This window comes from Sphingopyxis sp. YF1, from assembly GCF_022701295.1.
Lineage (GTDB): Bacteria > Pseudomonadota > Alphaproteobacteria > Sphingomonadales > Sphingomonadaceae > Sphingopyxis.
Genome location: NZ_CP033204.1, coordinates 4050399 through 4065713, shown reverse-complemented (window position 1 = coordinate 4065713; position 15315 = coordinate 4050399). Strand labels below are relative to the sequence as shown.

Annotated in this window: 13 protein-coding genes and 1 pseudogene; 12 read left to right on the top strand and 2 right to left on the bottom strand. The window is 59.3% G+C overall.

Going from position 1 to position 15315, the window contains the following annotated elements; all coding sequences use genetic code 11:
- Positions 1-77 precede the first annotated feature (77 nt).
- The 6 genes and pseudogenes from EAO27_RS19595 to EAO27_RS19570 all read left to right on the top strand — a co-directional run.
- Entirely contained in the window at positions 78-1256 is a 1179-nt protein-coding gene (locus tag EAO27_RS19595) for a lipid-transfer protein (RefSeq protein WP_242774095.1), read from the top strand.
- 1 nt (position 1257) lies between these two features.
- The gene (locus EAO27_RS19590) at positions 1258-1701 is read left to right on the top strand and encodes a MaoC family dehydratase N-terminal domain-containing protein (protein WP_062186642.1); all 444 of its coding nucleotides are present in this window, start codon (positions 1258-1260) and stop codon (positions 1699-1701) included.
- A complete protein-coding gene (locus tag EAO27_RS19585) occupies positions 1694-2110 on the top strand; it encodes a MaoC/PaaZ C-terminal domain-containing protein (RefSeq protein WP_242774092.1) in 417 nt (138 codons plus the stop codon). Before EAO27_RS19590 ends, EAO27_RS19585 begins: the two co-directional genes overlap by 8 nt.
- Complete coding sequence (locus tag EAO27_RS19580) at positions 2107-3624, top strand: AMP-binding protein (RefSeq protein WP_242774088.1); 1518 nt, start codon at positions 2107-2109, stop codon at positions 3622-3624. The genes EAO27_RS19585 and EAO27_RS19580 overlap by 4 nt, the downstream gene beginning before the upstream one ends.
- A gap of 267 nt (positions 3625-3891) precedes the next feature.
- Positions 3892-4968 (top strand): CaiB/BaiF CoA-transferase family protein, encoded by a 1077-nt coding sequence (locus EAO27_RS19575; protein WP_242774080.1) that lies wholly within the window; start codon positions 3892-3894, stop codon positions 4966-4968.
- 58 nt (positions 4969-5026) lie between these two features.
- Positions 5027-5110 (top strand): annotated as a pseudogene (locus EAO27_RS19570) (IS5/IS1182 family transposase); the annotation flags it as partial.
- Positions 5111-5533: 423 nt separating this feature from the next.
- On the opposite strand, the gene EAO27_RS19565 reads toward EAO27_RS19570, so the two are convergent.
- On the bottom strand, positions 5534-5695 hold the full coding sequence (locus EAO27_RS19565; protein WP_242774078.1) for a transposase: 162 nt from the start codon (positions 5693-5695) through the stop codon (positions 5534-5536).
- Between the two features lie 19 nt (positions 5696-5714).
- Positions 5715-7580, bottom strand: a complete 1866-nt coding sequence (locus EAO27_RS19560; protein WP_242774076.1) for a S9 family peptidase — start codon at positions 7578-7580, stop codon at positions 5715-5717.
- Positions 7581-7856: 276 nt separating this feature from the next.
- On the opposite strand from EAO27_RS19560, the gene EAO27_RS19555 reads away from it, so the two are divergent.
- The 6 genes from EAO27_RS19555 (at position 7857) to EAO27_RS19530 (ending at position 15300) form a co-directional block, all read left to right on the top strand.
- Positions 7857-9518, top strand: a complete 1662-nt coding sequence (locus EAO27_RS19555; RefSeq protein WP_242780668.1) for a carboxylesterase family protein — start codon at positions 7857-7859, stop codon at positions 9516-9518.
- Positions 9515-10120: a sigma-70 family RNA polymerase sigma factor gene (locus EAO27_RS19550; protein ID WP_242774073.1), complete on the top strand. Its 606-nt coding sequence runs from the start codon at positions 9515-9517 to the stop codon at positions 10118-10120. The genes EAO27_RS19555 and EAO27_RS19550 overlap by 4 nt, the downstream gene beginning before the upstream one ends.
- Complete coding sequence (locus tag EAO27_RS19545; protein WP_242774071.1) at positions 10086-11051, top strand: FecR domain-containing protein; 966 nt, start codon at positions 10086-10088, stop codon at positions 11049-11051. The genes EAO27_RS19550 and EAO27_RS19545 overlap by 35 nt, the downstream gene beginning before the upstream one ends.
- A 78-nt stretch (positions 11052-11129) precedes the next feature.
- Entirely contained in the window at positions 11130-14306 is a 3177-nt protein-coding gene (locus tag EAO27_RS19540) for a TonB-dependent receptor (protein ID WP_242774058.1), read from the top strand.
- Positions 14303-14806, top strand: coding sequence for a hypothetical protein (locus EAO27_RS19535; protein WP_242774043.1), 504 nt, complete (start codon positions 14303-14305; stop codon positions 14804-14806). Before EAO27_RS19540 ends, EAO27_RS19535 begins: the two co-directional genes overlap by 4 nt.
- Entirely contained in the window at positions 14803-15300 is a 498-nt protein-coding gene (locus tag EAO27_RS19530) for an FKBP-type peptidyl-prolyl cis-trans isomerase (RefSeq protein WP_242774040.1), read from the top strand. Before EAO27_RS19535 ends, EAO27_RS19530 begins: the two co-directional genes overlap by 4 nt.
- The last annotated feature ends 15 nt before the right edge of the window (positions 15301-15315 follow it).

The following is a 15315-nucleotide window of genomic DNA, read 5'->3' as shown; positions in this document are numbered from 1 at the left end:
CGTGCGGCCACAAAAGGCGCTTGCATTTGACGACCGGTCGGTCAATAAATGGGCCGAAAGTACAGAGGAGAGTTCTCGTGTCGAAGGTTTACGTTGCCGGTGTCGCCATGGTCCCCTTCACCAAGCCTGGGCGAAGCGAAACATACGATCTGATGGGTGCTGAAGCGGTACGCGCGGCTATTGCCGACGCGGGAATTGCCTATTCGAAGGTCGAACAGGCCTATGCCGGCTTTGTCTATGGCGATTCTACCTCGGGCCAGAAAGCGCTTTATTCGGTCGGTTTGACTGGCATTCCAATTATCAATGTCAACAATGCGTGCGCAACCGGCTCCACCGCGCTGTTCCTTGCGCGCCAGGCAGTTGAAAGCGGCGCGGTCGATGTGGCCTTGGCCGTTGGGTTTGAACAAATGATGCCCGGTGCGCTGGATGTAATGTTTACGGACCGGCCTTCGATCCTGGAAAACTACGTCAGGATTGCAGAGCAGGCGCCAGGCGACGACAACACCAGGCCACCAGCTGCCCGGCTGTTTGGCGGTGCCGGCGCCGAATATCAAAGGCGCACCGGCTTCGAGAGCCGAAGCTTTGCTCTCGTAGCGGAAAAGGCCCGCCGTCACGCCTTCAACAACCCGCTCGCGATCTTCCGCGATCCGCTTACAGCCGATGAAATCATGGCCTCACCTACGATCTTTGGCCCCCTCACCCGTCTGCAGTGCTGCCCACCCACCTGCGGAGCGGCGGCTGCGATCATCGTTTCAGAGAAGTTCAAGCGAGCCAATCCGGGTCGCTATGTTGAGATAGCCGCGCAGGCCATGACCACGGACCCAGAGCAATCCTTCAGCAATGGCAGCCTGATCGATGCGGTCGGGTTCAATATGGCGCGTGACGCTGCCCTGCAGGTATACGAGAAAGCAGGCATCGGCCCCAAGGATGTGCCGGTGGTCGAGTTGCACGATTGCTTCACAACCAACGAGGTGCTCACTTACGAGGCTCTCGGGCTGGCGGCACCGGGAGAAGCGGAAAAGTTCATCCGCGACGGAGACAACACGTATGGCGGTCGGACTGTAACCAATCCTTCTGGCGGGCTGCTTTCCAAGGGACACCCGCTTGGCGCCACGGGCCTCGCGCAGTGTAGCGAGCTCGTCTGGCAATTGCGGGGCGATGCCGACAAACGTCAGGTTGCGGGAGCGAAGGTCGGGCTGCAACATAACCTCGGTCTAGGCGGCGCCTGCGTCGTTACCCTTTACAAGGCTGCTTGAGATGGTTGACCTGTCGGTAATCGGAAGAACATGGCCGAAACGAACGATTGTTGCCGAGGAAGGTGCCCTGCGTTTCTTCGCAAAGGCCACGGGCGAGACCAATCCGGTCTACAGCGACGTGTCCGCTGCCAAGGCTGCGGGACACCCGGGACTCCCGTTGCCCCCAACCTATTTGTTCACGCTCGATTTGCTTGCGCCGTCTGAAACCTTCTGGCTCGATGACCTTAAGGTTCCCCTGGCAAAAGTGCTCCATGCAGAACAAAGCTTTGAGTATCGGCGAATGGCCTATGCTGGCGAAGAGCTGACGATCGAAACGAAGATCAGCGATGCCTATGACAGAAAGGGCGGACTGCTCGAATTCATAGTGCGCGATATGACCGTCACCGATACCAAGGGAGACGAATGTGCGCTGCTCAAGACAACCCTGGTGGTGCGACATGGCTGACGAACCAGAAGTGATCTCAGTCGGCACCCGCTTGCCGGAGCACGTGCTGCCGCCGATCTCCCGCACCACCCTCGCGCTGTTTGCGGGGGCGTCTGGCGATCACAATCCAATCCATGTCGACATAGACTTTGCCAGGTCTGCCGGCATGCAAGACGTCTTCGCACACGGCATGCTGTCGATGGCTTACCTTGCGCAACTACTTACCGGCTGGATGCCCCAGGCCCAATTGCGTTCCTGGAAGGCCCGGTTTGTCTCAATCACCCCAGTTGGGGCGGTCGTTTCCTGCAACGGTGAGGTCGTCGAGCTTTTCGAAGTGGATGGTGAGCGACGGGCTCGCCTGAAGATCTTGGCCACGATCGGCGGCGACGTGCAAACTCTGGCCGGCGAAGCGGAGGTCGCGCTTCCATGACTGCAACCGTCATCAGTGGATCAAACCTGATCACCGGCAGTACCATCGACCAGCGCGCTGCCAAGGTGGCGACTGGATTGGCCGAGATGGGCATTGGAGCTGGTGACACTGTTGCAATCCTGCTCCGCAACGATCCGGTTTTCTTCGAAATTTCGTTTGGAGCAAACCTTCTGGGGGCAAATGTCGTACCAGTAAACTGGCACTTCCGCAGCGATGAAGCCTTGTTCGTGATTGCCGACAGTGGTGCCAAACTGATTGTCGCTCACGAGGATCTCCTTCCGGTTCTCGGCGACCATTCGTCACTTTCATTGCCGATCCTGGTCTGTCCTGTCCCGCAAGAGGTCGCCGAGGCCTACGGCAGTCCGGTCTCGACAATCGATGAATGGGCGAGCTGGCGTGACAAGCATGCCGAATGGCGAGGCGAACCGCAGATCACCCGCTTCGGAATGATTTACACGTCGGGAACCACGGGCAAACCAAAGGGCGTGAAACGAGAGCCGGCAGATGCTGAGATGGCTAAACGCATGGCCGCGCTGATGGCGACGGCGCTCGGTCTTGTCCCTGGTCAGACAATACGTACAGTCATAACTGGACCAATTTATCACGCCGCACCCAACACGTACGCATTGGTAGCGGGCCGTGTCGGTGAGTTGGTGGTAATGCAACCGCGTTTTGACGCCGAAGGGCTTCTAGCGCTCATCGAGCATCACCGACTTACTCATGTTCACTTGGTACCGACTATGTTTGTGCGCCTTCTTAAGCTTCCCGAGCAGGTGCGCTCGAAATACGATCTGTCATCGCTTCGGTTTGTGGCCCACGGCGCAGCGCCCTGCCCGCCTGAGATCAAACAAGCCATGATCGCTTGGTGGGGGCCGATCATTCACGAATACTACGGCGGCAGCGAGACTGGTGGTGCCGTTTATCACAATTCCGAAGAAGCCTTGCGCAAGCCCGGAACTGTCGGTCGTGCAATGGATGGCTGCGCGATCCGCATTCTTGACGACGAGGGCAATGAGGTCCCAGCCGGGACCCCTGGCCATGTGTATATTCGTTCAACCAGTTTCCCGGACTTTACCTACCATGGTCGCGATGCTGACCGCCTTGCAATCGAGCGCGAAGGCTTCGTCACGATCGGCGATATCGGGTTTCTCGATGAAGATGGTTATCTGTTCCTCTGCGATCGAGCAAACGACATGATCATTTCGGGAGGGGTCAACATCTACCCAGCGGAGATCGAAGCCGTTCTACTTTCCCATCCAGGCATCGCAGACGCGGCCGTCTTCGGCGTACCCGACGCAGAGTTTGGAGAAGCCGTTTGCGCGGCGATTCAGCCTGCCGACATTGGCGGACCCGATGCCTCGGAAGTAAGGGCCTTTGTCCGCAGCAAGCTCGCAGCTTTCAAGGCTCCTCGGCACGTCGAATTCCACTCCACCCTGCCTCGTGAAGACTCCGGCAAGATCCTGCGTCGCTTGCTGAAGGAACCACACTGGGCGGGAACCGGAAGGACAATCTGACCCTTGCAATCTTTGCCATCAGTGCAGCGGGCAGCAGTCTTGAAGTTCCGGGCAATGGGCGAACTGAGCATGGCTAAGGCTGTACGAGGAGCCCGTTCAATCAGCCAAGCGTCATCTGCCCGGCAGCAAGGCGGCGACGGTCAAGCGATCTTGCGCCATCCGACCGGTACAATGCCTGCTTGAGCAACAAGTTCTTCGGCCGCACGTCGAGGTGGCGATCTTGCAACCAGCGCCGAGCTTGTGACGGACTGAGGAAGGTGCACAATTATGACATCAGCGGGACCGCTCAAAGGCCTTCGCGTTATTGAATTTTCCGGAATTGGTCCCGCACCATTTGCCGCGATGCTGCTGGCAGACATGGGAGCCGATGTTGTCCGAATTGATCGGCCGAATGCGCCGATGGAATATGTTCTAGCACGCGGCAAACGCTCGATTGCGCTCAACATGAAACAGTCGGCGGACCGAGACATGGCCGTTGACTTGATCAAGCGCGCCGAGATCTTAATCGAAGGATTCCGACCCGGCGTGATGGAACGTCTTGGGCTCGGTCCGGAACCGATGCTCGCGACCAATCCCAAGCTTGTATATGGGCGCATGACTGGTTGGGGGCAATTTGGACCTTTAGCCCAAGCCGCTGGCCATGACCTCAACTACATCGCTATCTCGGGCGCGCTCCATGCCATCGGCTCTGCGGATGGCCCACCGCTGCCGCCCTTGAACCTCGTAGGCGATTTCGGTGGTGGATCACTTTATCTCGCCATGGGTTTGCTGGCGGCGCTTAGCCATGCGCGGGCGACTGGCCAGGGTCAGGTCGTCGACGCCGCAATGAGCGACGGAGCAAGCTCGCTGATGGGGTTGTTTTATGGTCTCAAAGCCCGCGGCGAATGGAACGACTCGCGGTCTGCAAACTTTCTCGACGGAGCCGCTCCTTACTATCGCTGCTACCGTTGTGCCGATGGGAGTTGGATATCCATTGCCGCAATCGAACCTCAATTCTGGACGGAGCTTCGCGAACGGGTTGGGCTTGTCGACCCGCTCTTCGACCGTCGGGATGATACCGCATCTTGGCCGGAGATATCTCGAGCTCTTGAAGAAATCTTTGCGACGCGAACTCGAGCGCAATGGTGTGATTTGCTCGAGGGAAGCGATGCCTGTTTCGCACCTGTTCTTTCTTTAAGTGAAGCTCCGTTACATCCGCACAATCAGGCCCGCGGCACCTTCACGGCCAATGCGCAGGCAGCACCCGCACCGCGATTCTCGGTGACTCCTGCCAATATTGGGCAAGAACCTCCTGCCACAGACGCCGATCGTGAAGCCATTTTGCGGGACTGGCTAGGCCATTAGGCGAATTCTGGCACCTTCGGCCAAGCAGGAGCGATCGATCACAGCACAGGGCTGCGGCCAGCGCGTCGATGACCGGCCGGTTTTGAGCGGCATTATCTTGGTCAATCGTATTGGTTTGAGGGGGCGGTATCCGCCGAGAGAATAACGCCCGGTAACGACTCTCTAGAACCGCTGGACGCGATGGAGGCGTCAATGCACTAACAATCCAACCGGACCACTCGGTGGGGGCCGGTCACTCGCTGTGCGCTGAACAACAGCAAATGAGACTCGTCCTACGGAAAATTCTGGTATATCGATCAGAGCTTATAAAGCGTTAGTGCAGCTGAAAATCGATAATAACATTCCAATTTTTGGTGGTTGGGCAGGGCTGTCACGTGGCGATCGATGCGATTTTAAAGTTTATCAACGATCCGGAAACCGGCGAAGGCTCTGTTCGTATTCGTTTTGGCCATGCTAGAAATGAAAATGGCGTGCGAGGGATAGTCCACGCGATCAACGCGCATTCAATACTGGTCGAATCCGACGTCTCAATTGAGCTGGGAGGACGTGTAGATGTCACGGTTCCTCATGCAGGATCGCGAAGCGCAGTCGTTCGATGGGTTTGCAGCAGGGCATCCCAGACACCCTGTTCGGCCCAGCGACGGAAGCGGACATAGACCGAGTTCCACTTGCCGTAACGCTCGTGGATGTCGCGCCAGGGGCAGCCGACCCGCAGCACGTGAAGCATTCCATTGAGGAAGCGCCGGTTATCGCTCTCTCAGCGTCCGCTCGAACCAGGCGACCACGCGCGTGAGAGAATCCATTTGGTTTTCGCGGCGCGAAAAGCCGTGGCCTTCTTCGGGATAATAAACTGCCTCGACCGTCCGCCCTCGTTCTAGCAGTCGGGCTTGCAGTGCCGTCGCTTCGCTCTTCGGGGTTCGAATGTCATTTTCGCCCTGCAGGATCAGCAGCGGCGCCTCGATCCGATCGATATAGGTGGATGGGCTGGAACGCTCATATTGTTCAGCGTTTACTACCGGATCGCCGAGCAGATTGCGGACATAGGCCTGCAATACCGGCTCGGTGCTGGCCAGCAGGGTCTGCCAGTTGAGGATGCCGAAGAGATCAACTCCAGAAGCAAAGACTTCGGGATGGCGCGCCAGCCCCATGACGGTCAGATAACCGCCATAGGATCCTCCCATGATGCCAACGCGGCGACGGTCGACATAACCGGTCGCCAAAAGAAAATTGACGCCGGCAACCAAATCGTCGAGATCGCTGCCGCCCAGATCACCTACATTGGCGAGCTGAAAATCCATGCCATAACCGGTCGAGCCCCGAAAATTTGGTGCGATGACGACGAAGCCGCGGCTCGCCAGAGCGACTGCGTCGCGGTTGAAAAAATCCGAGATCTGCGCCGTCGGGCCGCCATGGGCCATAACAACCGCCGGGGCTGTACCATCGCGCGCGAGATTGGGCGGAATCCATACAAAGGCGCTGATGACCAGTCCGTCCTTGCTGGGATAATGCACCAATTCGGTACGCGGCAGCCGGTCGCCGTCCAGCGCCGCCGGGCTGAGTTCGGTGATCTTGGCCGCGGTTTTCGAAGCCATGGAGTATGTCCAGAAATCATTCGGCTGATGACCAGCTTGATGCCGGAAAAGCAGGGTTGCGCCATCGGCGGTGAAGGGGGACTGGCCGGAGGACGCGAAGCGGTTCATTCCTTCGGGCAGCAGCAGCGATTCGCTCTCGCCACGCCTGGCGTCATAGAGAAAGATGCCGCTGCGTCCCGATGCATTTTCCTCAAACGCGATATCCGGCCGCCCGGGGACGAACCAGCCGCCGCTCTGCGGCCACGGGCTGGAGCGCAGCCAACGGATCGCGCCGGTGTCTAGCGAAAGCAGGCCGCTGCGTCTGTTCTCGCCGGGACTGCTGGCAAAGAAGGCGATGCGGTCGCCTTCGTCGGAAAGATCCGAGGCAATCGCATAGACGCCCTCGCCGCTTGGTCCGAGGGGGTGGGGCGCCGACCCGTCGAGCGGGACGAGGATCATCGCGCCGTCAGTCTGCTGCACATTGAGACGATTGGCGAGCAGCGCCTTACCATCGGGCGTGAACTCTACCGGCGCCCAACGATAGCCGGGTGCATCTTCTGCAATGAGTGTCCGGCGCTTACCTGTCGCGATGTCCAAGACCGCAAGGTCAAAGTTCGAGGCATTCGCCTCGCGGCTGCTGAACGCCAGAAGGCGACCGTCATAAGAACCGACCGCGCCGATTTCAGATGTGTCGGGGCTTGCAGTCACGTTGCGCTCTGCCCCGGTCTCGAGATCGAGCAGGATCAGGTCATACATTTCGCGGCCGCCGCTGTCAGTCTCATACACGATCCGCTTCCGATCCGGCAGCGCTATGGGGTTCAATTGTCGATCAGGCGAGCGAGAGGCCGATCGGGGTCTGTCGCCAGCGCGGTCAAGCGTCCAAAGGTTAAATGGCCCATCAAGATTAGCTGTCGCGAGGATCGTCTCGCCGTCATCTATCCAAATCGCTCCAAACGCATCCTTGGCCGCGAAGAGTTCCTCGACGGATGGAACCAGCGGCCGGGAGAGCGACTGACTTTTGACCAGCAAGGGGTCGGTCAACGGCCGTGGAGGTTGCCCTTCCTCGCCGGAGGCGTTTCCGGGGATGAAAAGGAGGATGAGCGAAAGGGTGATGGGCCATCGGCGAGGAAATAGGCTGTGCATACCCTCATGATGACTGCGGAGAGGTTTTCCGCCATTAAGTCTGTTGTAGGGCCAGAGATCGAAATTGGCGCTACATAGAAGCGCGCGCTCGATTGAAATCCCGGATAGGCATTACGGAAGCCGTCTCCTCATGCATCGATACAAGATGTAGCTTTAGCTGAGGGGACATCCTTGATGATCGCGCGACGAAATGTCCTGCGGGCCGGTATATTTGGTTCTGCCTTTCCCTTGCTCGATAGTTCGATTGCAGTTGCGACAACCGGAACCGACCAGAAATCGGCCAAGGATCGCGTGGAGACGGGGATTATATGCGACACACCTAGCGGTAGAGTGCGCGGTGTCCGCAAGGGTGGTGTCCGGATCTTCCTCGGCCTCCCCTATGCTGGACCCCTTACCTCGGCACACAGGTTTTCTCCTGCGCCCCTTCTCGCGCCTTGGGCTGGAATACGGAATGCGTATAATTATGGGCCGATCTGCCCAAGTGAAGACCGTCAAGGCGATGAGAGCGCGAGTGAATGGCCATTCCTCCTTCAGCGCGGACCTGTAACGCTGGCGGGCGACGATTGCCTGCGGCTCAACATTTGGGCGCCCGCTTCGGGTGATCGACCAAAGCCCGTGATGGTTTGGCTGCATGCCCAAGGATTCGGCGGCGGATCGAGCCAGCATTTCCTTGCGACGAACGGGGAAAATCTCGCGCGCGAGCAAGACGTCGTTGTCATCAGTCTGAATCATCGGGTGGGCGTACTCGGCTATGCCGATTTGTCGCAGGTTGCTGGCGGAGACGAGGATTCGGGGAACGTCGGCATGTTGGACATCATTGCCGCGCTCCGCTGGGTACGGGATCATATTGCAAGTTTCGGCGGGGACTCCGATAATGTGACGATCTTCGGCCACTCGGGCGGCGGTTTCAAGACCAGTGTCCTGCTTGCAATGCCTGCGGCAAACGGCTTGTTTCACAAAGCGATCATTCAAAGCGGCGCGCGGCCCTTTGTCCATGACCGGGTCAGCGCCGCCGCGCTTACGAAAGCCTGGCTTGACGCTCTGGGGGCGCCTGAAGCGAATGTTTCCGAGTTGCGCGCTATGCCAGTATCTCGCTTGCTTGAGGCCGCTGGCAAGGCCTCAGCGGGCGTCCAGCGCAGCGCCGGTCGACCGGCGGATTTTCATCCCCCCGCTTGGTATTGGCAGCCGTTGGCGGGTGTGCCGAGCCTGCCGGACCACCCCTTTGGCGAGAAGGCGCCTGTCTCATCGAGGAGTGTACCGTTGATGATTGGCCGCACACATCATGAATTTCCGCGAAGCGTCGACGCGCCCGAAAATGAAGCGATGGACTGGGAGCAGCTCGCAAAGAATCTGTCTGCTGAGCTTGGCCGCCGTACGGACGGCGCCATCGCCGCTGCCCGCGCGGACAACCCGGCAGCCCCGCCGGTCGAAATCGCAGCGATCTTGTCTGGACGACATTTCCAGATGGGCAGCGAACGCATGGCAAGGCTTCGCGAGGCGGCCGGCCAAGCGCCGACCTGGATGTATCGTTTTGATTGGAAAACCGAGTTGTTCGACGGTCGACCGAGGGCCTATCACGGCGCCGACGTGCCGTTTGTCTTTGCCAACACTGACCTGTGCGACCAGGCGACTGGCGGCGGCGATCGCGCACGCCGTTTGTCGCGCGTGATGGCCAGCTGCTGGGCCCGGTTTGCTCGGACAGGAAATCCCAATGGTCCAGGCCTCCCGCATTGGCCGCCGTTTGCCGGATTGGCTCCGTCGACGATGATTTTCGATGATGATCGCCGCGTGCGCGCCAACCTCGAGCCGGCGCAGCGGCGATTGTTTCGGCCATGACCGACTTGGTCCCCACCGACCGGGCTATATGGATATCGCGGCATGTGCTCCCACATGAGCGAGCCTTGCGCGGTTGGCTGGCCAAATATTCGGCCAGCGCCATAAATATCGACGACATTGTGCAAGAAAGTTACGCGGCAATCTTCGATCTTGCGACCGTTGATCATATTCGTCGGCCGCAAGCCTATTTGTTCGAAATCGCACGCTCAATCATTTTGCAGCAACTCCGGCGGGCACGAATTGTCCCTATCCATAGCGTGGCTGACGTCGCACTTCTCGACCGGCCTGACGATCAGCCCAGCCCGGAAGACATTGTGGCGGGCCGACAAGAGTTGCATCAGCTGGCGGACGCCGTCGCACAGCTCCCGCCACGCTGCGCGGAGGTTTTTCGGCTGCGAAAGATCGATGGTCTGTCCCAGCGTGACACTGCAAGCGCGCTCGGTATCTCGGAGAATACCGTCGAAAAGCAGATAGGGAAAGCCATCCGCGTTCTGTCCGACATACTCGGACGTGGCGGAAAACAAAGGCCCGATGCATCTAAGGCGCGAAAAGTAAACAGGAAAGATAATGATGGAACCCCGCGAGACCAGTTCGGCGATTGAGGCCGCCGCAATCGGCTGGGTTGCCAAGCTCGATCGTGGGCCGCTGTCGGAAAACGAGAGTGCGGCGCTCGACGCCTGGCTGACCAGTGATTCTCGCCGGCGCGGGGCATTCGCGCGTGCGCAAGCCGTGATGGCGCTTGCCGATCGGTCTCGGGCATTGCGGCAACCTGACTCCTTGGGGTGGGACGCGAGGAAGTATTTTTGGCGATGGCCGTCGATCCGTGCAGAACGGTGGCCGAGAGTAGCTGTTGTAGCATGCATCGCGCTGCTGATTGGCTGGGCAGCATTGCCCGGCGCTGAAACGATTGCGACGCAGCGCGGCGAAATCCGCATGGCCGTCTTGTCTGACGGTTCACGTGCAACGCTTGATACCAAGAGTAATCTTGTAGTGCGGTTTCAGCGTTCGCGCCGTGATGTTGAGCTGCTTGAAGGCACGGCACTTTTTGACGTGGCGAAGGATCGCGAGCGTCCGTTCGTCGTTCACGCCGGGCCGATCGATGCGATTGCGGTCGGAACAAGCTTTAGCGTGACGCGCGACAGGAGCGGGGAGGCTGTTGTAACGGTCCGCGAAGGGCGTGTTGCCATCCGCGACCGGAAAGGGCGGATAACCCATATACTGACAGCCAATATGACAGCGAAGGCAGATGACGAGGCGGCGACGAGCGTAGCGAAATTGACGACAGAGGACGTGAATCGCGAACTCGCCTGGCGTTCGCACATGATTGCGCTCGATGGCGACACCTTGACCGAGGCGGCTGAAAAATTTGCCCGCTATGGCGGTCCGCCTATTGTGATCGCCGATAAAGCAGTCGGTTCGCGGACGCTTTCCGGCTGGTTCGCAGCCGACGATCCGCGCGGCTTCGCTCGCGCGGCCGCATTGTCGCTTGGCGTACGCGCTCGCGAGAAGGAAAATTCGATCATCATCGAGTGAAGATATGGCGGAAGCTTCTGCGCCATGCATCGAGAGATGAATGGGTCGTGACTTGGCCCGCAAATTGGGGGGGGGCATATGGCGAAATATCAAACAGCTTTTCTGGCAGGCGCAGCAATTTCAGCACTCGCGGTCGCGGCGCCCGCCGCCGCGCAGGAGCGGGATTTCAACATTCGCTCGCAGTCTGCGACAACCGCCATCCCCGAGTTCGCGCGCCAGGCCCGCATCCAGATCGTCGCCCCGGCGGATACGCTGGTGGGGGTGGTGACCCCGAGCATCCGCGGCTCGCGCGACATAAGGGTTGCGTTAGCCGAACTGCTGCGGGGCAGCGGTCTTGAGATTGTTTCGGATAATGGCCGGGTCATCGTGTTGCGCCGTGTCCCACAAGGCTCGGCGGCGGAATTCTCCGCCGCCGAGCCCGAAGCGGAAATTATCGTGACGGGATCGCGGATACAGGGAGCAGGATCGGTAACCGCCGCGCCGGTGGCGCAGCTTCGAGGCGATTCGGTTGTCACGCGTAGCGGTAGCATTTCGATCGGGGACCAGCTGAGCCTTCTGCCTCAGTTCCGGACTTCGGGCACTCAGGCGGCATCGACAGCGCTAGGCACGCAAGCGCCAGGACAAGTCGGGATCAACCTTCTCGACTTGCGCGGCCTCGGGCCAACGCGAACGCTGGTTCTCCAAAATGGTCGTCGGCTGGTCTCGAGCACGCAGCAAATCTCGCAGCCTGACACCAACACGATCCCCGCGGAGTTGATCGACCGCGTCGATATTCTGACCGGCGGCGCGTCGAGCGTCTATGGCGCCGATGCAATCGCAGGGGTCGTTAATTTCGTTCTGAAGCAAGATTATGAGGGGCTGTCGCTCCATGGGCAAGCGGGGATCAGCGATCGAGGCGACGCAGGCGCTCGGACGATTGGCCTCGTCGCCGGGCATAACTTCGCAAGCGACAGAGCGAATGTGGCAATCGCGCTCGAATATGCGCAGCGCGACGGATTGCGATACACGGATCGCGAATTTTCCAATGGTCAGTCGGACTTTATCCAGAATCCGCTGGCCGCCCAGGCTGGTCAACCTTTGACCATCCCGATCAATGATATCCGCTTTTTGTCCTATTCCAACGGTGGAACGCTACCTTATGGTCCACCCTTCTATCGCTTTCAGCCAAACGGTACCCTCGCGCCAGCAAACACCGGGACCGCAAGCTATCCCAATCTCGGCATCAGCGACGGCGGCGATGGCTATGGTCCGATTGAAGCCGGCTCCTTGCTCCCGGACAATGAGCGCTTCTCGGGGACTTTGCTTGCGCATTTCGGCGTCACGGACGCGATCACCCTGTTCGGGCAAGCTGATGTTATCTGGCAGCGCTCATCCGCATTTAGCGGACCGCTCATCCAGCAGTTCGTCTTTTCGAAAACCAATCCCTATCTTTCATCGCAGGCGTTGGGCGTGCTCAACGCTTATGGCCCGACGGCGGCTGGACCGGATTTTGTCGCCGTCCGAGCTCTTACCGACGTCGGAACCTTTGGTGAGCGCGATACGCGCGAGACCTATCGCGGCGTCATTGGGGCGAAGGGTGAGCTTAGCGACCATTTGCGCTACGAACTTTCCTACAGCTACGGTCGGACGAACGTCGAGACCAATTTCTTCAACAATGTCATCATCCCGCGCACGACCTTGGCCGCGGATGCGGTCATCGACACGGCTGGCGTGCTTGGCACCGTCGGTGCGATTGTTTGCCGGTCCCGCCTGAATGCGCCCACGAGCACAAACCCTGATATTGCCGGCTGTGCGCCCGCCAATTTCTTTGGAAATGGCGCCGTCACCCCGGCAGCGCGCGATTATCTGGCGATTACAACCACGTCTCGGGGCAGATTGCAGCAACATCTTGCCGGGGGCTTTCTCGCTGGTGACACGGGGGGATTTCTAACTTTGCCGGGCGGCGCGATTGGGTTTGTCGTTGGCGCCGAGTTTCGCCGGGAATCGACCCGCTATACACCTGATCCCCGTGACACGCTCGGTCGGACACAGTCGGGCGGGGCCGGTGTCGCAGGTTCGGTCGAAGTGGTCGAGGCTTACGGCGAGCTCAAAATTCCCGTTTTGGCTGACCTTCCTTTTGCCAGGCGGCTCGAATTAGGTGTTTCGGGGCGCCTCAGCGATTATAATTTGTCGAGGGTCGGAACCACGACATCCTGGGGTGTGAGCGCCTTATATCAGCCGGTGCGCGATGTGACGCTTCGCGGATCCTATCAGCGAGCCGTGCGCGCGCCCAATGTCACGGAGCTGTTTCAACCCACGCTGACCGGGACGACGCAGATCACCGATCCTTGTGATGCGCGTTTCATTGCGCAGGGTACATCTACTCGGCGCGCCAATTGTGCGGCCCTCGGCATCCCCACGAATTTTCAGACGCCGACCATTCCGATCACAATCGCTACCGTCACGAGCGGGAACCCCGATCTCGATGTCGAGCGGGGTACCACCTACAGCTTTGGTGCGGTCCTGCAGCCAAGCTTCATCCCGCGTTTCAGCCTGTCGGTCGATTATTACAACATTGAACTCAAGGGAGCGATTGCGGGCGTGAATAGCACGACGATCAGCCCATTCCGCGTGCCGTCGCAATGCGTGGACGCGCCGACCCTCGACAATCCCTTTTGCCCGCTCGTCGAGCGCGACGCGGGGTTCAACATTACGCGCGTCACGCAATATCCGATCAATCTGACGCGGTTGACGGCCTCGGGCATCGATGCTGACTTGAGCTATCGGATGCCATTATCGAGCGATGCAGGTATTTCGTTTCGTGGCCTCGCAAGTTATGTGATCAAGCGTGACGACTATCGCTCACCGGCTCTTCCCGACTTCCGCACGCAAATCGTCGAAACCCCGAGTTCGCCCCGGTTTCAAGCAACTTTGGCAACGACGCTAACGCTGGGGCCGGTGGAATTAACCCATCGAGCCCGGTATTTCTCGAGCGTATATTACAAGAATGATGACGTTGCCTTCTTTGAAAGTGTGAACGGCGCGGCACCCTTAAATGTCAATCGCCGTGCACCGGGTTGGGTGAAGACCGGCTCCTACAACTATCACGACCTTCGGCTTGGCTTTGATTTTGGCGAGGGACGCAGCTTCTATCTCGGCGTCGACAATCTTGCCGACAAAAAACCACCCTTCAGCATATACGGTGCTGGCTTCGGCGGTGCCCAGTTCGATAGCGTGGGTCGGCTGTTCTATGCCGGTTTCAGGGTGGCGATGTGATCACCGCGCTATTGTTGGCGGCAGCTTCGCCGGCCGTGCCCGACTGGTCGGGGCATTGGGAGGGGACGCTCATCAACTTCCCCGAACGGGGGGGCGCTCCGCCCATAACGATCAGTCGGGACATCGGGCCTTGGCCGACGCAGGACGCGACCTGCACGCCTTTTGTGACGACTTATCGTGAGGCTGGCGTAGTAAAGGGGGTCAAGGACTACAAGCTTTGTCGCGGAACGGGCGCCGACGATCTTTACATCGACGAAGGTGCGGTGCCCGAAGGTCCGGATGTTCGCCTCCCTGCGCGCCTTTTCGGCGACACGCTCGTCAGCATCTTCAAATATCGCGACCTGTTGCTTCTCGTATCGACGCAAACGGCGGGCGGCATCATGACTGAGGATATCGTCACTGCTAAGGACGTACCCGCCGGCGATGCCGTCGTGCAATTAAATGGCAGGTCGCTGCAGCGCCTCGAGCTTCGGCGTAGCGAGAAGGGTCACGCCCCATGATCGGAGCCGAGAAGGTCCGCCGCCTCAGCGGCTCGGCCAAGGCAGCCGTGATGCTGGCCGCCATCGGTTGTGCGAGCACTTCTCAGCCATTCGCGTTTGCAAAAGAGTCGAACTCTACCGCATTTCTTAATCGTAACGCCCGCGAGCAAGGCGTCGTCGTGCTCCCAGGCATTCAATATAGGATTCTGGCATCGGGATCACAGGATGGCGACCATCCCAAACTGTCCGGCAATCTGACCGTTCATTATGAGGGCAGCTTGCCCTCCGGCGAAATTTTCGACTCCTCTTTCGCGCGGGGTGACCCGGATACATTTAAGGGGCGTGAAGTAATTCCGGGATGGCAAGTCGCTCTGAGGTTGATGCGCCCCGGCGATGAATGGATGGTCTATATCCCGGCGGAGCTTGCCTATGGGGCAAAAGGTGCGGGGCCGATTCCCCCTGACAGTGCGCTCATATTTCGCATTCATCTGATATCTGCGGCGGCGGAGCAATGATTGCGGCACCATTCC